Origin of the sequence: Sulfitobacter geojensis (assembly GCF_000622325.1) — a bacterium.
GTDB classification, from domain to species: Bacteria; Pseudomonadota; Alphaproteobacteria; order Rhodobacterales; family Rhodobacteraceae; genus Sulfitobacter; species Sulfitobacter geojensis.
The window spans coordinates 1,480,976-1,497,832 of record NZ_JASE01000005.1 but is presented as its reverse complement, the minus strand read 5'-3'; the positions used below and the strand labels follow the sequence as shown (position 1 = coordinate 1,497,832).

The 16,857-nt window shown below is 58.2% G+C and carries 16 protein-coding genes; 5 read left to right on the top strand and 11 right to left on the bottom strand.

Annotated elements, in window-relative coordinates; all coding sequences use genetic code 11:
- Positions 1 to 6: 6 nt before the first annotated feature.
- Together Z947_RS0109335 and Z947_RS0109330 are read left to right on the top strand one after the other, a co-directional pair.
- Positions 7 to 636 carry a LysE family translocator gene (locus Z947_RS0109335; protein WP_025044042.1) on the top strand — a complete coding sequence of 210 codons (630 nt, stop codon included), beginning with the start codon at positions 7 to 9 and terminating at the stop codon, positions 634 to 636.
- Positions 633 to 1,163 (top strand): adenine phosphoribosyltransferase, encoded by a 531-nt coding sequence (locus tag Z947_RS0109330; protein WP_025044041.1) that lies wholly within the window; start codon positions 633 to 635, stop codon positions 1,161 to 1,163. Before Z947_RS0109335 ends, Z947_RS0109330 begins: the two co-directional genes overlap by 4 nt.
- Here Z947_RS0109330 and Z947_RS0109325 read toward each other — a convergent pair.
- The 11 genes from Z947_RS0109325 to coxB all read right to left on the bottom strand — a co-directional run bounded on the left by Z947_RS0109325 (position 1,160) and on the right by coxB (position 11,113).
- Entirely contained in the window at positions 1,160 to 2,575 is a 1,416-nt protein-coding gene (locus Z947_RS0109325; protein WP_025044040.1) for an FAD-binding oxidoreductase, read from the bottom strand. The two genes, Z947_RS0109330 and Z947_RS0109325, sit on opposite strands and share 4 nt — an antisense overlap.
- Before the next feature lie 38 nt (positions 2,576 to 2,613).
- The gene (locus Z947_RS0109320) at positions 2,614 to 3,432 is read right to left on the bottom strand and encodes an MBL fold metallo-hydrolase (RefSeq protein ID WP_025044039.1); all 819 of its coding nucleotides are present in this window, start codon (positions 3,430 to 3,432) and stop codon (positions 2,614 to 2,616) included.
- A 79-nt stretch (positions 3,433 to 3,511) separates the two neighbouring features.
- Positions 3,512 to 4,096, bottom strand: a complete 585-nt coding sequence (locus Z947_RS0109315) for a GNAT family N-acetyltransferase (protein WP_025044038.1) — start codon at positions 4,094 to 4,096, stop codon at positions 3,512 to 3,514.
- The gene (locus Z947_RS0109310; RefSeq protein ID WP_025044037.1) at positions 4,096 to 5,358 is read right to left on the bottom strand and encodes a M16 family metallopeptidase; all 1,263 of its coding nucleotides are present in this window, start codon (positions 5,356 to 5,358) and stop codon (positions 4,096 to 4,098) included. The genes Z947_RS0109315 and Z947_RS0109310 overlap by 1 nt, the downstream gene beginning before the upstream one ends.
- Positions 5,355 to 6,743 carry a threonine synthase gene (thrC, locus tag Z947_RS0109305; protein ID WP_025044036.1) on the bottom strand — a complete coding sequence of 463 codons (1,389 nt, stop codon included), beginning with the start codon at positions 6,741 to 6,743 and terminating at the stop codon, positions 5,355 to 5,357. The genes Z947_RS0109310 and thrC overlap by 4 nt, the downstream gene beginning before the upstream one ends.
- A 5-nt stretch (positions 6,744 to 6,748) precedes the next feature.
- Entirely contained in the window at positions 6,749 to 7,414 is a 666-nt protein-coding gene (locus Z947_RS0109300) for an SURF1 family protein (protein ID WP_420804503.1), read from the bottom strand.
- Positions 7,415 to 7,525: 111 nt separating this feature from the next.
- On the bottom strand, positions 7,526 to 8,335 hold the full coding sequence (locus Z947_RS0109295) for a cytochrome c oxidase subunit 3 (protein WP_025044034.1): 810 nt from the start codon (positions 8,333 to 8,335) through the stop codon (positions 7,526 to 7,528).
- A gap of 35 nt (positions 8,336 to 8,370) precedes the next feature.
- Positions 8,371 to 8,946, bottom strand: a complete 576-nt coding sequence (locus tag Z947_RS0109290; protein ID WP_025044033.1) for a cytochrome c oxidase assembly protein — start codon at positions 8,944 to 8,946, stop codon at positions 8,371 to 8,373.
- Entirely contained in the window at positions 8,946 to 9,137 is a 192-nt protein-coding gene (locus Z947_RS0109285) for a hypothetical protein (RefSeq protein WP_025044032.1), read from the bottom strand. The genes Z947_RS0109290 and Z947_RS0109285 overlap by 1 nt, the downstream gene beginning before the upstream one ends.
- The gene (locus Z947_RS0109280) at positions 9,137 to 10,072 is read right to left on the bottom strand and encodes a heme o synthase (RefSeq protein WP_025044031.1); all 936 of its coding nucleotides are present in this window, start codon (positions 10,070 to 10,072) and stop codon (positions 9,137 to 9,139) included. The genes Z947_RS0109285 and Z947_RS0109280 overlap by 1 nt, the downstream gene beginning before the upstream one ends.
- Before the next feature lie 117 nt (positions 10,073 to 10,189).
- Positions 10,190 to 11,113, bottom strand: coding sequence for a cytochrome c oxidase subunit II (gene coxB / locus Z947_RS0109275; protein ID WP_025044030.1), 924 nt, complete (start codon positions 11,111 to 11,113; stop codon positions 10,190 to 10,192).
- A gap of 178 nt (positions 11,114 to 11,291) precedes the next feature.
- On the opposite strand from coxB, the gene tldD reads away from it, so the two are divergent.
- The 3 genes from tldD to topA all read left to right on the top strand — a co-directional run bounded on the left by tldD (position 11,292) and on the right by topA (position 16,836).
- Positions 11,292 to 12,713: a metalloprotease TldD gene (gene tldD, locus Z947_RS0109270; protein WP_025044029.1), complete on the top strand. Its 1,422-nt coding sequence runs from the start codon at positions 11,292 to 11,294 to the stop codon at positions 12,711 to 12,713.
- Positions 12,714 to 12,825: 112 nt separating this feature from the next.
- A complete protein-coding gene (dprA, locus tag Z947_RS0109265; RefSeq protein WP_025044028.1) occupies positions 12,826 to 13,965 on the top strand; it encodes a DNA-processing protein DprA in 1,140 nt (379 codons plus the stop codon).
- A gap of 189 nt (positions 13,966 to 14,154) precedes the next feature.
- Positions 14,155 to 16,836 (top strand): type I DNA topoisomerase, encoded by a 2,682-nt coding sequence (topA, locus tag Z947_RS0109260; RefSeq protein ID WP_025044027.1) that lies wholly within the window; start codon positions 14,155 to 14,157, stop codon positions 16,834 to 16,836.
- The last annotated feature ends 21 nt before the right edge of the window (positions 16,837 to 16,857 follow it).

Genomic DNA, 16,857 nt, shown 5'->3' with positions numbered 1-16,857 from the left:
GTCCCGATGCCTTTTGACCTTTGGCTTACATTCGTCGCCGCGTCTATCGTCCTGTTGCTGATCCCCGGCCCCACAGTTTTACTGGTGCTGAGCTACGCGCTGAGCAAGGGGCGTTCCGTCGCCGTTGCCTCCGCCGCCGGTGTCGCCTTGGGGGATCTGGTGGCTATGACAGCATCACTCGCCGGTCTAGGCGCGTTGGTCCTGACGTCGGCCACACTGTTCACTGCGTTGAAATGGGTCGGTGCCGTCTATCTCGTCTGGCTGGGGATCAAACAGCTGCGCTCTGCCCCGTCCGGTAGCATGTCCCTGCCGCAAAGCACTGACATCACAGGCAGACACGTCTTTGGCCATGCCGCCGCAGTTACCGCATTGAACCCGAAATCCATCGCCTTTTTCATCGCCTTTGTGCCGCAGTTCCTGTCGCCCAATGCGCCGCTATTGCCGCAATTTGCCATTCTGATCGCCACCTTCGTCAGCCTTGCCGCGCTGAACGCTTTGGCTTATGCGCTGCTCGCGGACCGTTTGCGCCGCATCATCGACCGCCCGATCGTCATCACATGGATCACCCGCGCAGGCGGGGCGGCCCTGGTCACTATGGGCATCCTGACCGCCACCCTACGCCGGAGCACCACATGAAAAAGATCGAAGATTACATCCGTACCATTGTTGATTTCCCGCACGAAGGAATCATGTTTCGCGATGTCACCACGCTGTTCGCTGATCCGCGCGGGTTTCGTATGGCGATTGATCTGATGTTGCACCCCTATGCTGGCATCGAAATCGACAAGGTTGTAGGCCTCGAGGCGCGCGGTTTCATCCTTGGCGGAGCGATCGCGCACCAACTTTCCGTCGGGTTCGTGCCCATCCGCAAAAAGGGCAAGCTGCCCGGTGCGGTTATTTCCGAAGCCTATACGCTGGAGTATGGTGAGGCGATTGTAGAAATCCACGACGACGCCATCCAACCGGGTGAGAAAATTCTGGTGGTTGACGACCTGCTAGCCACCGGAGGCACGGCCGCGGCTGGCATCAAACTGGTCGAACGTCTGGGCGGCGAAATCGTTTCGACGTCCTTTATCATTGACCTGCCAGAACTTGGCGGCCGCAAAAAGTTGGAAGCCATGGGGATGGAAGTCAACGTATTGTGCGAATTCGACGGGCTCTAGCCGTTTAGCACGGCACCCGGGTTCATGATGCCGGCGGGGTCCAGTGCAGATTTGATGGCCCGCATCGCGGAGAGTTTTGCCACATCACCGTAGGTTTCAAGATCCCCGCGTTTCAGGCGCCCGATACCATGCTCGGCGCTAAAGGAACCGCCCATCTCTTGAACCAGATCATGCACAGCAGTCTTGATTGCGGTCCTTTGGGGCTCGTAATCAAGGCGGGATTTTCCTTTGACCGGAAAGACATTGTAATGCAGGTTCCCATCCCCCACATGGCCGAAACAATTGATGCGGAAATCACCGATACGGGCCAGCGTTTCACCAGCCTTGCGAATGAAATCGGGAATGGCGCCAAGCGGGACAGAGATATCGTGGCTGGATACGGAACCGATAAGGCGGTTCGCCTCCGGGATCATTTCGCGGATGTTCCAGAAATCCACTGACTGCGCTTCGTTCTGCGCGATCAACCCGTCGTCGACCAGCCCCGCCTCATGCGCTGCGGCAAATAGGGTTTCCAATGCCTCTGACGGGTCAAGATCCCCGCTGAGGCCGACATCGATCAAAACACACCATTCCGGTGCCGTCGCGAAAGGATGGCGCACCTCGGGCAGGGTTTCCGTCAGGAATTCAAAGCCCTGCCTGTGGATCAGTTCGAATGCGCTGATCATCTCGCCCAGCTGCGCTTTGGCCAAAGACAGCAGATCAAGAGCTGCGCGCGGGCTTTGCACGACCATCAGCGCTGTACCGGAGCGGGCAGGTTTCGGAAACAGTTTCAACGCCGCTGCTGTGATCACGCCCAATGTCCCCTCGGCCCCGATCAACAGATGGCGCAGATCATAACCCGTGTTATTCTTGCGCAAACGCGTCAGCCCGTTCCAGATTTGACCGTCCGGCCATACCGCCTCAAGCCCCAGACACAGATCGCGCGCATTGCCATACCGCAACACGCCTGTGCCCCCTGCGTTTGTCGCCAGATTGCCACCAATCCGCGCGGAGCCTTCCGCTGCCAGGGACAGCGGAAACAAGCGCTCGACCGCTTCTGCCGCAGCCTGAACATCCGCCAGAATGACGCCGGCTTCGGCAACCAGCACGTTTTCGTCGGGAAGGACATCGCGTACGCTGTTCATCCGCTCAAGCGACAGGATCAGCGGTGCGGGCCCGTCCGGGGCCACCTGCCCGCCGACCAACCCCGTGCCCCCGCCATAGGGCACGACACCAACCCGGGCGTCCTGTGCGTGTCGGATCAGGGTAGATACCTCTTGAGCGGTGCGCGGCAAGGCCAGCAAAGCCTGCTGGCCTGCGTATCGTCCACGGGGTTCTTCCAGATAACGTGCGTCAGCTGCGCGAAAGATGTCATCCGGCAGGACGCCAGCAAGGCGGTCACGAAAGGCGGTGTCAGCGGAATTTAATGTCATATCTCTTGATCATGCGAGATCCCAAAAGATGCAAGTCCTTAGCGGGCAACATTAATATATTCGGGTCGCAGTACCATGATCGTCGGGCGCGACGGCAGATTGTGCAAGGACACCGTCAGGGACGGACCGCCGACCTCAACCACGGAAAAGTCGCCCTGCATACCAGTCAGAAAATCATCCAGCGCGAAACCGGAAAACCAGTGCATCGGGATCACGATCGAGGATTTGAGCCGTTTTAAGACAGTGATCATGGTGGCTTGGTCCAGCGTATAGCCCCCATCAACAGGGGCCATCACCACATCGAGCCGCCCCAGTGCTGCATATTGCGCAGCATCGGGCGCGTGATGCAAATGGCCCAGATGTCCGATACACAACCCCGCCATTTCGAACACAAATATCGAATTGCCCTTTTTCTCTATCCCGGAAAACTGCGAGCGAATGTCGGTCGAGACATTGCGGACCAACACCTCGCCCAGATCAAGACGATGGGTGATGCCAACGCCGAATTCCCCCCACCCTTGCAGGGCATGCGGGATCGCGGGATCGGGAAAGGCTGTCCAATGGGTGTCATGGGCGTGGTTCATTGTGACCACATCAGGGGTGAACGGCAGGGTGCCGGTGAAGCCGGTGAAATCTGTCACCATATTCAATCCGCCATGACTGCGTATCAGGAATGATGCGTGGTTAATGTAATGCAGATAAACGTTTTCGCGGGCGACTTCGGGAAGGCTGGCAGGAACGACATAGTCAATGCCATCCGTAGCCTGTGCCAAGGCGATGCAATGGCTTGGCGTACGGTCCTGCGCCCATAGGGTTGCGGGGAAGAACAAGAGCAGCAATAAAACTGAACGGATCATCGGGACACCTCCTGTTCATGAGGCTACCACAAGATCGCATCAGGTCACGCGTTGAGTTCACACGTCGGGGAGAGCCTGCTCAGCCGACATCCGTTTTGCCGCGCCGGTCACTGCGCAGCGCCGCATAAAGGACATGGGTCCGCCAGCGCCCGTCGATCTGCAGATAGCTTTGCGCGACACCTTCATATTTGAAACCGGTCTTTTCCAACAACCCGCGCGACGCGGCGTTTTCGGGCAGGCAGGCGGCCTCGATCCTGCTCAGGTCCATTCGCGTGAACGCCTGATGCACCACCGCATGGATCGCCTCGCGCATATACCCTTGGCGCGCAAAGGGTTCGCCCGTCCAATACCCCAAAGAACCCGATTGCGCCGGTCCGCGCCGGATATTGTCCAGCGTAATCGCGCCCATCAAGGTGTTGTCCTTGCGGCGGACCAGAAACAGAGGCAACGCCGTGCCACTGCTGACCGACCGCTGCGCCCAGTAGACCCGATTGGTGAACGCTTTGCGTGACAGATGATCGTTAGCCCAAACCGGTTCCCATTTGGTCAGAAAGGCCCGGCTGTGGGACCGCAATGCAGTCCAGCTGCGAAAGTCGGAATGAACCGGCGGCCGCAGCGTGAGCCGCTCTGTTTCGATCCTGAGTTTGCGTTTGAGCAGCAGCATCAGGCGGCGCGGCGCTCCTGTAGGGCAAGCAGCCCCGGTGCCGCGTCGACAGGACCATAAAGCGCAAGGGCCGCAGGCGCATCCGCAGCCATACGCTGCGCGAGATCGCGCACATCCCCCGTTGTCACCGCGTCGATCTTTTCAATGGTTTCCTTAAGCGACGGAATGCGGTCCCAAATCTGGATCAACCGTGCCAGACGTTCCGCGCGGTTTGACGGGCTTTCCAATCCCATCAACAGGCCTGCTTTCATCTGCGCGCGCGCGCGGGCGACTTCGGCGGGTGACATATCGGTGGCCGCCCGCTTCATCTCGTCGATGGTGATATTCGCAAGTTCGGGCAGTTGTTCCGCCGACGTCCCCGCATAGATCGTCATCATACCGGTATCGGCATGTGCGCCCGCTTGGGCAAAAATCGTATAACACAGCCCGCGGTTTTCGCGGATCTCCTGAAACAGGCGCGAAGACATGCCGCCGCCAAGGGCGGATGCGTAAATCTGCGCCACATAGATGTCATCTGCGCGATACCCCGGCGATTCAAAACCAAGCGCGAAATGCGCCTGTTCCAACGCCTTGTTCTGGCGCACTTCACCCCCCTTGAAGGAGGCGACATCCATCTGGAACAGCGGCTTGGCAGGCATGTCACCAAACAGTTCTTCGGCCAGTTTCACGATCTCGTCGTGATCCACCGCCCCTGCGGCAGACAGGATCATTTGTTCGGGACCGTAGTGATCTTTGATAAAGCCCTGCAAATCGCTGCGGTCAAAATTCGACACCCGTTCCGAAGGCCCAAGAATGGTACGCCCCAAAGGTTGACCGGGATAGGCCTGTTCCTGAAGCCAGTCAAAAATCACATCATCCGGTGTATCCAGCGCCTGACCGATTTCTTGTAGGATAACGCCGCGTTCAACTTCGATCTCGTTCGGGTCCAACACAGGATTGCGCAGAATATCCGCGATCACATCCAGCCCAAGCGCCACATCGTTTTCCAGCACCCGCACGTAATAGGCCGTCACTTCGCGGCTGGTATAGGCGTTGATATACCCGCCCACATCCTCGATCGCTTCGGCGATTTGCAGGGAGGTCCGTTTCGCCGTCCCTTTGAACGCCATGTGTTCGAGAAAATGCGCGATACCGTTTTGTTGCGGCGTTTCGTGACGCCCCCCGGCAGAGACCCAAACCCCGATAGAGGCAGAGGCAAGCCCCGGCATATGTTCGGTTACAATGCGAAAGCCGTTCGAGAGGCGGTGTTCGTTCAGGCTCATAGACCAAGCGCCCCTTTGATATGTGATTTTAATGCGTCAAGATCGTTGGCCACGCGGGTGACACGTTCGTCGCGTTCAAACAGATCGGCCATGCGGGGCGGCAAGGGCGGGCGGATGCCGCTGGCGGCTTCGACCGCGTCGGGGAACTTCGCCGGATGCGCGGTGGCGAGGGTAATCATCGGGGTGGCCTTTTCGCGCTGCTCATCGGCCACTTTCACCCCGACCGCTGAATGCGGGCACAAGAGTTCGCCACTGGTTTTCAAGGCGCGGGTTATCGTCGCGCTGGTTTCCGCTTCGGTCGCGCGCCCTGAGGTATAGATATCCTGCAACGCCTGCATCGCCCCTTGGCTGATGTCAAACCCGCCCTGCCCCAACTCGTCCATCAACTGCGCAACCGCATTGCCATCGCGCCCGTAAGCGTCGAACAAGGCGCGTTCGAAGTTGGAGCTGACCTGAATATCCATCGACGGGCTGATCGAGGGTTCGACAGTGCCCTTGTGATAGCCCTGCCCTTTCAGGCAGCGATCCAGAATGTCGTTCTGGTTCGTCGCGACCACCAGATCCTTGATCGGCAAGCCCATGCGTTTCGCTATGTAGCCCGCGAAGATATCGCCGAAGTTGCCGGTCGGCACGGTAAAGCTGACCTCGCGCGCGGGCGCACCAAGCGACACGGCGGAAGAGAAATAATAGACGACCTGCGCCAGAACGCGGCCCCAGTTGATCGAGTTCACCCCCGCAAGTTTCACGCTATCGCGGAAATCGAAGTCGTTGAACATATCCTTGAGACGCGCCTGACAGTCGTCAAAATCACCGTCGATCGCGAGGGCATGCACGTTTGATTCTGTTGGTGTCGTCATCTGGCGGCGCTGCACATCGCTGACGCGGCCATGCGGATACAGGATAAAGACGTCAACATTATCAAGGCCGCGAAACGCCTCGATCGCGGCAGAACCGGTGTCACCGGAGGTCGCGCCGACGATGGTCACCCGTGCATCTTTGCGCCCCAGCGCTTTCTGAAACATCTGGCCGATCAGCTGCATGGCGAAATCTTTGAACGCCAAAGTGGGTCCGTGGAACAGCTCCAGCAGGAAATGATTGGGCGCAAGTTGCACCAAGGGGGCGCGTGCCGCATGACCGAAGCCACCATAGGCATCGGCGATCAATTCGCGAAATTCGGCATCCGTAAAAGTATCGCCAATGAAAGGGCGCATGACTGTAAAGGCGGTTTCTTCGTAAGACTGCCCTGCCATCGCTGCGATCTGGTCGCGTGTCAGCGTCGGAATTTCTTCGGGAACATATAGACCGCCATCACGGGCAAGGCCGGTCAACATGGTGTCTTCGAAACTTAGTGCGGGGGCTTTGCCGCGGGTGGAGATATAGCGCATTTCGGTCAGCTTTCGGATAGGTTGGCGCGACGGCGGCGCAAGAAAAGGGCGGACATGGCGAACCAGATGGCGGCCAGTGAGAACCAGGTGATTGCATATTGCAAGTGGTCGTTGGGGATGCGGCTGGTGTCGACAGGAAACGGTGCAACGGCCGGATCTGATGGTGTCAGTTTACGCGCCACAATCAATAGCGGTTCAGCGTTCAGCGCAGCCGCCATCGCGGGCACGTCGCGGGCAAACCAGATGTTGTTTTCGGTATCAGGCGCGGGCGTGAAACCATCGGTTTCCTGTGGCCATTGCAGATTGCCGGTGACGGTGATGTCTGCGTTCGGTGTTTCAACATTGCCTGCATCAACAGCGATAAACCCGCGATCAACCAGCACCCGACGCCCTTCGCTTTCAAAGGCTGTGATCAACCGGTAACCCGCCCCTTTGGTTTTCTGCGAAACCAGCACGCGCAATGTGTCACCGATCAGCCTGCCATCGGCAGTGACCGGCAAGTATGCGTCAACATTCGCATCGGGCAGTTTTGGCAGGGCGACAGGGGTGGCATGAATACGTGCGTCGATCTGTGCGATCACACCCTGTTTCCAGGCCAGACGCTGCACCTGCCACAGGCCTAAAGCGCAGAGTATGGCAACGCCCCCAAGGCCGATAATGATAAGAAACAAGGCGCGGTTCATAGACACTCGAGCATACGAAAAAGCACGCGAAGCGAATGCTGCGCGTGCTTTGGGTTTTCAAGGATCAGGGGTGCAGATGCAACCCCACTTCTGCGGCTCTTAGGAAGGGACGCCCCAGATGTAGACGGCAAAGAAAAGGAACAGCCATACCACGTCAACAAAGTGCCAGTACCATGCTGCCGCCTCAAAGCCGACGTGCTTTTCAGGTGTGAAGTCGCCGCGCATGGCACGGATCAGACAGACCGCCAGAAAGATTGTCCCGATCAGAACGTGCATCCCGTGGAACCCCGTAGCCATGAAGAAGGCCGAGAAGAAGGCGTCGCCGCCAAAGGTCCAGTCGTGGTGCAACAGCAGTTCAGCGTATTCATAAGCCTGCAGCGCGGTGAAAAAGATACCAAGCACAATAGAGATGGCCAAACCGCTGATCAGATCCTTGCGGTTGTTTTCATGCACCAAAGCGTGGTGCGCCCATGTCACGGCACAGCCTGACAGCAGCAGGACCAAGGTGTTGATCAACGGCAGGTGGAACGCGTTTACAGCGTCAAAAACCGGCGGCACGTATTCCGAACCGGCGTATTCGTTCATCGGATAGATTGCTTGTTTGAAGAAGGTCCAGAACCACGCGACGAAGAACATAACTTCGGACATGATAAACAGGACGAAACCATAGCGCAGGCCGATGCGCACAACCGGTGTGTGATCGCCGATACGGCTTTCAATCACAACTTCGCGCCACCAGCCAAACATCACGTAAAGCGTTGCGACGAAACCGCCGAGGAACAGGAATGGCGTGACGTCGTGCATCCACAACACGGCGCCAAACAGCATGACAAAACCTGCCAATGAGCCCAGCAGGGGCCATGAGGACGGCGCGAGAATGTGGTAATCGTGGTTCTTTGCATGGGCCATGGCTGGCGGTCCTTCTTTGGTCAAGGCTGGTTGGCTTAGTTCACGTCGGTTTGGCGATCCGTGTCGAGGGCTGCATAGCCCTCGGGCAGATCAATTTCATAGAATGTATAGGAAAGAGTTATGGTGTGTACATACTTGCCATCGTCATCTTTGACGATTTCGGGATCAACAAAAAAGCTGACGGGCATTTGCACGCGCTCACCGGGGGCAAGCACCTGTTCGGTAAAGCAGAAGCAGTCGATTTTATCGAAAAAGGCACCGGCGGCGTAAGGCGTCACGTTATAGCTGGCCTGTCCGGCAATCGGGCGGCTCGTTGGATTGTAAGCCTCATAAAAAGCCAGCCCAGTTTCACCGATGCGCAGTTCCATTTCGCGCTGAACCGGTTTGAACTCCCAACCCATGTTGTTGTTCAATGTGCCGTCAAAGCGCACTTTGATGGTTTGTTCCAGAATATCATCGGACGCGACATCCACCTGCCCCGGCACGCCGCCAAAACCGGTAACACGACAGAACCAGTCGTAAAACGGGACAGATGCCCATGCCATCGCGCCCATGAACACCACAAGGGATACGGTTTGCGCGACTGTTTTGGCGGGACCGGAAAGAGCCATCAGTTGTTACCCTCAGCTGTTGTACCGCTGGCCGGCCCAACAGCGCCGGGAGCAGTCGCAAAATCAATCTGGGTGATTTTCACAAAGGTTAGCACCATGACGAGAACGACAAACGCCCCCAACATCAGACCAACACCCACGTTACGGCCCTTACGACGGCCGTGAATTTCATGTTCAACACGCAAGGACATTACCAACCTCCCAATCCGTAGGGGCGCAGGGTCGCTTCGATCAGAATCGCACCGAAGTGCAGGAAGAGGTAGAACAGCGAGAGACGGAAAAACTTGCGCTCTACCGCGTAATTGTCAGCTTCTGCCATCTCCTCGTCGCGCTGCCAGATCCGGTAGGCTCCGATCAGGAACAGGACGTTCAATACGATTGCAAAACTAAGGTAGATATAGCCGCCAATCGCGGTAAACCCGGTGGCAATGGCAAAGAACGCCAGCAAAACGGTGTAACCAAGGATGTGCCGGCGCGTCGCGGGGCGGCCGTGGGTCACGGTCAGCATCGGCACATTAGCGTCGTCATAATCCGAGCGCATAAACAGGGCCAGCGCCCAGAAATGCGGTGGTGTCCAGATAAAGATCAGCGCGAACATCAGCCACGCCTCGACCGAGAAACTACCGGTGGCGATGATCCAGCCGATGACCGGCGGGAAGGCCCCCGCGGCACCGCCGATGACGATATTTTGGGGCGTCGCACGTTTCAGCCACATGGTGTAAAACACGGCGTAAAACAGAATGGTGAACAGCAGCATGCCCGCAGCCAGCAGGTTTGCACTGAGCGCCAGCATCATCACGGCCATCCCTGAAAGCGCCACGCCCAGCGCAAGTGCTTCGCGCGGCTGGACTTTGCCTGCGGGAATCGGCCGGTTGACGGTGCGTTTCATCACCGCATCAATATCCGCATCCCACCACATGTTCAGCGCGCCCGAGGCCCCTGCCCCGATGGCAACAAAAAGAATGGAGGCAAAGCCGATCACCGGATGCACAGACACCGGTGCTGCAAGCATGCCCACCACGGCCGTAAAGACGACAAGCTGCATCACGCGCGGCTTGAGCAGGGCGAAATAATCGCCCAATTGCGTCTCGTATTCAGCGGTTGGTGTATTGGTGATATCCGTCATCCGGCACCTTTAATCAGGAGTTGCAGGCGAAAAGCCCACTTTAGGTAGCAGTGCGGCAATGAAGGTCAAATGCCCGCATTGCCGGCGTGCGACGGGCCAGCGGCCCGCCGTTACCAATCAGTTCGACGCGATTTGGATCGTCGATGGAATACCTGCGTATTCCTCTTTCGCTTTGCTGATCCAGTCGGCGTATGCCGCTTCGGACACAACTTTTACCGTGATCGGCATATAAGCATGTGCCTGACCGCAAAGTTCGGAACACTGACCAAAGTAGGTGCCCTCTTTCTCGGCACTGAACCAAAGCTCGGCCAGACGGCCCGGTACTGCGTCCTGTTTGACGCCAAAGGCCGGGATCGTCCAAGAGTGGATCACGTCGGAACCGGTAACCTGCATCACGACAGTTTTGCCCACAGGCACAACAACCGCAGTATCAGTCGCCAGCAGCCATTCGGCGCGTGAATACCCTGCTTCTTCCAGTTTTGTGATCATCACATCGTTCAGCATGTTAGGCACAGCGCCGGCAGCTTCTTCTTCGGATGTCAGCGTGGCTGGTGCCCCGATCATGTAGCTGTCAAAGCCGAAACCGTCGTCCACATATTCATAGGACCAGTACCACTGGTTCCCGATCGCCTTGATCGTGATGTCGGCTTGCGGGATTTCCTGCTGGCGGAACAGAATCGGCAGCGAAAAGGCACCAATCAGCACGAGAATCAGAATCGGGCCAACAGTCCATGCAATTTCCACCGGCGTATGGTGGGTAAAGGAGGCCGGCGTCGGGTTCCGCTTGGCGTTAAACCGCAGGATCACCCAGGCCATAAGGCCCGTCACGAACAAAGTGATGATCGTGATGATAACGAGAATCAGATAATCCAGATCGTGGATGTCCTGAGCGAGGCGCGTCACGGCGGGCTGAAAGCCCATCAAACCGTCAACCGGCGCGCCGATCACCTCAAGCCCGTCGATCCGCAAGGCATCCTGCGCCATTGCTGGTAAGGCCGAAAAGCCGGCCATGAGCGCACTCAAAGAAAAAAGATGTTTCATGTGTCGTCCTGATCTTGTGACCAAAATTGGCTACGGTTTCGCGCGAGAGCGCTTGGTCCGCGCCCCTGCCGTTGTCTTCTTGACGCTTACAATCATATTCTATCCTCAAGATAAAGTCTTTCGATTGCGTCAAACGGACGCGAAGGCGCAAAACGCGTTTCAAATACAGGATAGTTTCATGACCCATACGCCCTTTTCGCCGTTTAAAGACGATCTGGACCGCGACACCGCCCTTTCCGTGCTGCGCAACGCCACGCAAGGTGCAGATGACGGCGAGTTGTTTTTCGAACGCCGCCGTTCCGAAGCGCTGATGTTTGATGACGGGCGGCTTAAAACCGCCAGCTATGATGCCTCAGAGGGGTTCGGCCTGCGGGCGGTGCGCGGTGAAGTTGCAGGATATGCCCATTCGACAGAAATCTCTGAACAGGCTTTGCGCCGCGCGGCAGAGACGGCGCGACTGGCCGTAGGGGACGGGGGCGGCACATGGGCAGATGCACCGGAAGGCACGAACAAAAAGCTGTATACAGATGCGGATCCAATCGAAGGTGCGGCATTCCCAGTAAAAGTAGAGACACTTCGCGAGATTGACGATTTTGCCCGCAGCCTTGATGCCCGTGTCGTGCAAGTGAGCGCGAGCATCGCCGCCAGCCTGCAAGAGGTAGAGATTTTGCGCCCCGAGGGCACATCGGTGCGCGATATTCGCCCTATGACGCGTGTGAACGTGTCGATTATTGTGGAACAGGATGGGCGGCGTGAAAGTGGCACGGCAGGCGGCGGCGGGCGCATTGGTCTAGATGGCATGCTGGCACCGGCCGACTGGCAGGCCAAAACCCGCGAAGCCTTGCGGATCGCTGTCGTGAACCTTGCAGCGGTGCCCGCCCCTGCCGGTGTGATGGACGTGGTCCTTGGCCCCGGCTGGCCCGGTATTTTGCTGCATGAAGCGATTGGTCACGGCTTGGAAGGCGATTTCAACCGCAAGGGCAGCTCGGCTTTTGCCGGCCTGATGGGCCAGCAGATTGCAGCCAAAGGGGTAACGGTTCTGGACGACGGCACGATTCCCGACCGGCGTGGGTCAATCTCTGTCGACGACGAGGGCACGCCCAGCGCCAAAAATGTGTTGATCGAAGACGGCAAACTGGTTGGCTATATGCAAGACCGTCAGAACGCGCGGCTGATGGGCGTGCGCAGCACCGGCAACGGGCGGCGGCAGTCCTATGCGCATATCCCTATGCCAAGGATGACCAACACCTATATGTTGGGCGGAGATACGGCGCCGGGTGACATCGTGGCGGATTTGAAAGACGGGATTTACGCCGTAGGATTCGGCGGTGGTCAGGTCGATATCACCAATGGCAAATTCGTTTTTTCCTGCACCGAAGCCTACCGTGTCGAAAACGGTGTGGTCGGTGCCCCTGTCAAAGGGGCGACACTGATTGGCGACGGAGCAACTGCGCTGAAACAAATCCGCGCCATCGGCAATGATCCGGCCCTTGATCCCGGGATGGGCAATTGCGGCAAACAGGGGCAATGGGTACCGGTGGGCGTCGGCCAGCCGACATTGATGATTGGCGGGCTGACAGTGGGGGGATCTGCGGCATGAAGATCATGCTTAACCGAACCGCGCCAAGCTAAGGGAGATTGGGCATAGTTTGTTCATGCCCTGTTAACCACCGCGATTTATACCTGATTCTAGCAACAGACGGAGACGCGGGATGACTGACAAGGAGCACTATCCTTCTTCCACTCACCCCCCACTCCCACCCACCCCGGAAGACGAACAGTTTGCCCGTCTCCGTCTGTTGCGCTCCCGCCGGGTTGGCATTGCAACGTATAAACGACTGCTGATTGAACACGGCACTGCGCAGAACGCGCTGGCCGCGCTACCTGAGGTAGCGCGTGCCGCGGGCGTTTCTGACTATACGATTTGTCCAGAAGCTGTGGTTCAGGCTGAATTGCGCAACGGCCGTGCGGCTGGTGCACGACTTGTCGCCTTTGGCGATCACCACTATCCCTCAACCCTTTCTGAAATTGACGATGCGCCGCCGTTTCTTTGGGTGCTGGGGGATTGCGCTTTGCTTGCCCGGCCCATGGTGTCGCTGGTCGGTGCGCGAAATGCATCATCGCTCGGCACACGGATGGCGAAATCCCTGGCCCGTGATCTGGGCGCTGCGGGATATGTTGTGGTGTCGGGGCTTGCTCGCGGTATTGACGCTGCCGCCCATAACGCGGCCCTGCCCACCGGCACAATCGCAGTTCAGGCCGGCGGCGTTGATGTCATGTATCCGGCCGAAAACACCGATCTTGCCCATGCAATTGCAAAATCCGGCCTGCGCCTGTCCGAACAACCCATGGGGTTGCAACCCTTTGCGCGGCACTTTCCCAGCCGCAACCGGATTATCTCCGGTCTTGCGCGGGCCACGGTTGTGGTAGAGGCCGCCGCAAAATCCGGCAGTCTGATCACCGCGCGCGATGCGCTTGATCAGGGGCGTGATGTTCTGGCCGTGCCCGGCCACCCCTTTGACGCACGCGCGTCCGGCTGCAATATGTTGTTGCGCGACGGGGCCACACTGATCCGCTCTGCCGCTGACGTGCTTGAGGTGCTCGGCACGCCGTCGCAACCGGAAGTGCCGCTTGCGCCCATCGCCGCCTCTGTAAAAAAACGCAGCCTGCAAGAACACGCAGCACTCCATTCCCAAATCCTGGCCCGCCTTGGCCCCTCCCCCATTGCGGAGGATCAGTTGATCCGTGACTTGCGTGCACCCGCCGCAGCGGTGGCACCGGTTTTGGTGGATCTTGAACTTGACGGCCAGATTGCCCGACAGGCAGGCGGGTTATTGTGCAAGGTCGATTGAGCCGGGAAAATCGCGCTGCACCGGCACCGACAAAACTGCTGCGCGACCTGTTTTAGCGCCCGAAATCGCGCCCCATTTCCGGTGATATCGGTAATGCACACACAGCTCGCGCATTGACAATACCCCCCGCCATCCCACATGTGACAGCGCAAAGACCGCCACAAATTCTCACGTAAGGTGCTTAAATCTATGCCCGTAGTTGTTGTCGAATCCCCGGCTAAGGCCAAAACGATCAACAAATATCTTGGCGATAATTATACTGTACTCGCCTCATACGGGCATGTGCGCGACCTGCCCCCGAAAGACGGATCTGTCGATACCGACAACGATTTCGACATGAAGTGGGAAGTCGCAAGCACCAGCAAAAAACACGTCAAAGCCATTGCCGACGCACTTGCCGGTGACAACGAACTGATTCTCGCAACCGACCCCGACCGCGAGGGCGAGGCGATCAGCTGGCACCTGCAAGAGGCGCTGACCAAGCGCAAATCCATCAAGAAAGACACCCCCGTTAGCCGCGTGGTGTTCAACCAGATCACCAAAAAGGCGGTGACCGAAGCCATGGCGAACCCGCGTGAGGTCGACATGCCGCTGGTCGAAGCCTACCTCGCCCGCCGTGCGCTCGATTATCTGGTTGGGTTCAACCTTTCGCCTGTGTTGTGGCGTAAACTGCCCGGTGCGAAATCCGCAGGGCGCGTGCAATCAGTGACCCTGCGCATCATTGTAGAGCGCGAGATGGAGATCGAGGTTTTCCGCGCCCGCGAGTACTGGACCGTCAAGGCGATCCTGTCGACACCGCGCGGTCAGGAGTTCGAGGCACGGCTGACCACGCTGGCTGGCAAAAAGCTGGATAAATTCGATCTGTCCGACAGTACGCAGGCCGAAATGGCGGTGCAGGCAATCAACAGCCGCGATCTGAGCGTGACAAGCGTTGAGGCGAAACCCACCACACGCAACCCCTCAGCGCCGTTTATGACCTCCACCTTGCAACAGGAAGCGAGCCGCAAATTCGGTATGGGGGCCAAGGCCACAATGTCGACCGCGCAGCGCTTGTACGAAGCAGGCCACATTACCTATATGCGGACGGATGGCATCGACATGGCACCTGAGGCCGTGGAAATGGCGCGCGACGCGATCAAGTCGCGTTACGGCGCGGAATATGTGCCCAGCGCCCCGCGTATTTATAAAAACAAAGCCAAGAACGCGCAGGAAGCCCACGAATGTGTGCGCCCGACGGACATGGCCAAGGACGCGCCCTCGCTGAAACTGGAATCCGATCAGGCGAAACTTTATGATCTGATCTGGAAACGGACATTGGCCTGTCAGATGGAATCTGCGCGCATGGAGCGTACCACTGTCGACATCGGCAGCAAGGACGAGCAAGTCGGCCTGCGCGCCACGGGTCAGGTTGTGCTGTTTGACGGTTTCTTGCGCGTTTACGAAGAAGGTCGCGATGACGTGGTCGTGGATGACGACGACAAACGCCTGCCCCAGATCGCCCAAGGGGATAAAACCGCCAAAAGCAGCATCACGCCGGAACAGCATTTCACCCAGCCGCCGCCACGCTACACCGAAGCGACGCTGGTGAAACGTATGGAAGAACTGGGCATCGGGCGCCCCTCAACCTATGCCAGCATCGTCACGACGATTCAGGACCGCGGCTATGTGCGCCGCGAGGGCCAGCGGTTGATCCCCGAGGACAAGGGGCGACTGGTCACAGCCTTCCTGGAAAACTATTTCCGCAAATACATCGGGTATGATTTCACCGCCGACCTTGAGGACCAGCTGGATAAGGTGTCCGCAAACGACGCGGATTATAAGGACGTGTTGACCCGTTTCTGGCGTGATTTTTCTGCGGCCATTGCCGAAACCGCTGACCTGCGCATCACGGAAGTGCTGGAAAAAATTAACGAGGTGCTTGAACCGCATCTGTTCCCGCCTTTGGAAGACGGCGGCGACCCACGGCTCTGCCCAAATTGCGGCAACGGGCGTTTGTCGATGCGCACCGCACGTTCCGGCGGGGCGTTTATCGGCTGCTCCGCGTACCCGGAATGTCGCTACACCCGTCCGTTCGGCCCGCCAAACCCGGAGGCCGAAGCCTCCGCAATTCCGCCGGAAGGGAAATTGCTGGGCTCGGATGATGGCGATGAAATTCGCGTGTTCAAGGGGCGCTTCGGTCCTTATGTCCAGCGCGGCGAAGTGACAGAAGAGAACAAGAAACCGCCACGCCAGTCGGTGCCAAAGGAATGGCCACCAGAAGAGCTGGAGTTGGAGCGCGCGCTGATGCTCTTGTCCCTGCCTCGTGAAATCGGGCCACACCCCGAAGACGGGATCATGGTCTGGTCCAACATCGGGCGCTACGGTCCCTACCTTAAACACGCGCCCAGCACCTCTGATCGCGGGGGCACCAACGCCAACCTCGGCGATATTGACGAGGTATTTACCGTTGGCATGAACCGCGCCGTCCAATTGCTGGCTGAAAAGGTTGCCAGCCGCGGCGGGCGCGGTGCAGCCGCAAAACCGCTGCGCGAATTGGGTGAACATCCGGCAGCCGGTGGTCCGGTCAATGTGATGAAGGGCAAGTACGGCCCATATGTGAAATGGGAAAAGATCAACGCAACGATCCCCGACACCATTGATCCTGAAGAACTGACCATGGATCAGGCGGTGCACTTGATCGACGAGCGGGCAGAAAAGGCGGGAAAAAAGAAACCTGCAGCCAAGAAAAAGGCGCCGGCAAAGAAAAAAGCCGCGCCCAAAAAGGCGACCGCCAAGACGACAGCTGCGAAAAAGCCGGCTGCAAAAAAGCCAGCAGCCAAGAAACCTGCTGCTAAGAAAGAAGCAACGGCCAAAAAAGACGACGAGGCCTAAGACAGGGGCGGTTGTTGCCGC

What these genes read in the sequence shown, in the direction of transcription:
- Z947_RS0109315 (WP_025044038.1), bottom strand. Translation starts at nt 4,096, where the DNA reads ATGCTGCTGCTCAAACGCAAACTCAGGATCGAAACAGAGCGGCTCACG.
- tldD (WP_025044029.1), top strand. Translation starts at nt 11,292, where the DNA reads ATGACCCATACGCCCTTTTCGCCGTTTAAAGACGATCTGGACCGCGAC.
- Z947_RS0109335 (WP_025044042.1), top strand. Translation starts at nt 7, where the DNA reads ATGCCTTTTGACCTTTGGCTTACATTCGTCGCCGCGTCTATCGTCCTG.
- Z947_RS0109285 (WP_025044032.1), bottom strand. Translation starts at nt 9,137, where the DNA reads ATGTCCTTGCGTGTTGAACATGAAATTCACGGCCGTCGTAAGGGCCGT.
- Z947_RS0109295 (WP_025044034.1), bottom strand. Translation starts at nt 8,335, where the DNA reads ATGGCCCATGCAAAGAACCACGATTACCACATTCTCGCGCCGTCCTCA.
- Z947_RS0109330 (WP_025044041.1), top strand. Translation starts at nt 633, where the DNA reads ATGAAAAAGATCGAAGATTACATCCGTACCATTGTTGATTTCCCGCAC.
- dprA (WP_025044028.1), top strand. Translation starts at nt 12,826, where the DNA reads ATGACTGACAAGGAGCACTATCCTTCTTCCACTCACCCCCCACTCCCA.
- Z947_RS0109290 (WP_025044033.1), bottom strand. Translation starts at nt 8,946, where the DNA reads ATGGCTCTTTCCGGTCCCGCCAAAACAGTCGCGCAAACCGTATCCCTT.
- Z947_RS0109325 (WP_025044040.1), bottom strand. Translation starts at nt 2,575, where the DNA reads ATGACATTAAATTCCGCTGACACCGCCTTTCGTGACCGCCTTGCTGGC.
- Z947_RS0109280 (WP_025044031.1), bottom strand. Translation starts at nt 10,072, where the DNA reads ATGACGGATATCACCAATACACCAACCGCTGAATACGAGACGCAATTG.
- coxB (WP_025044030.1), bottom strand. Translation starts at nt 11,113, where the DNA reads ATGAAACATCTTTTTTCTTTGAGTGCGCTCATGGCCGGCTTTTCGGCC.
- topA (WP_025044027.1), top strand. Translation starts at nt 14,155, where the DNA reads ATGCCCGTAGTTGTTGTCGAATCCCCGGCTAAGGCCAAAACGATCAAC.
- thrC (WP_025044036.1), bottom strand. Translation starts at nt 6,743, where the DNA reads ATGCGCTATATCTCCACCCGCGGCAAAGCCCCCGCACTAAGTTTCGAA.
- Z947_RS0109320 (WP_025044039.1), bottom strand. Translation starts at nt 3,432, where the DNA reads ATGATCCGTTCAGTTTTATTGCTGCTCTTGTTCTTCCCCGCAACCCTA.
- Z947_RS0109310 (WP_025044037.1), bottom strand. Translation starts at nt 5,358, where the DNA reads ATGAGCCTGAACGAACACCGCCTCTCGAACGGCTTTCGCATTGTAACC.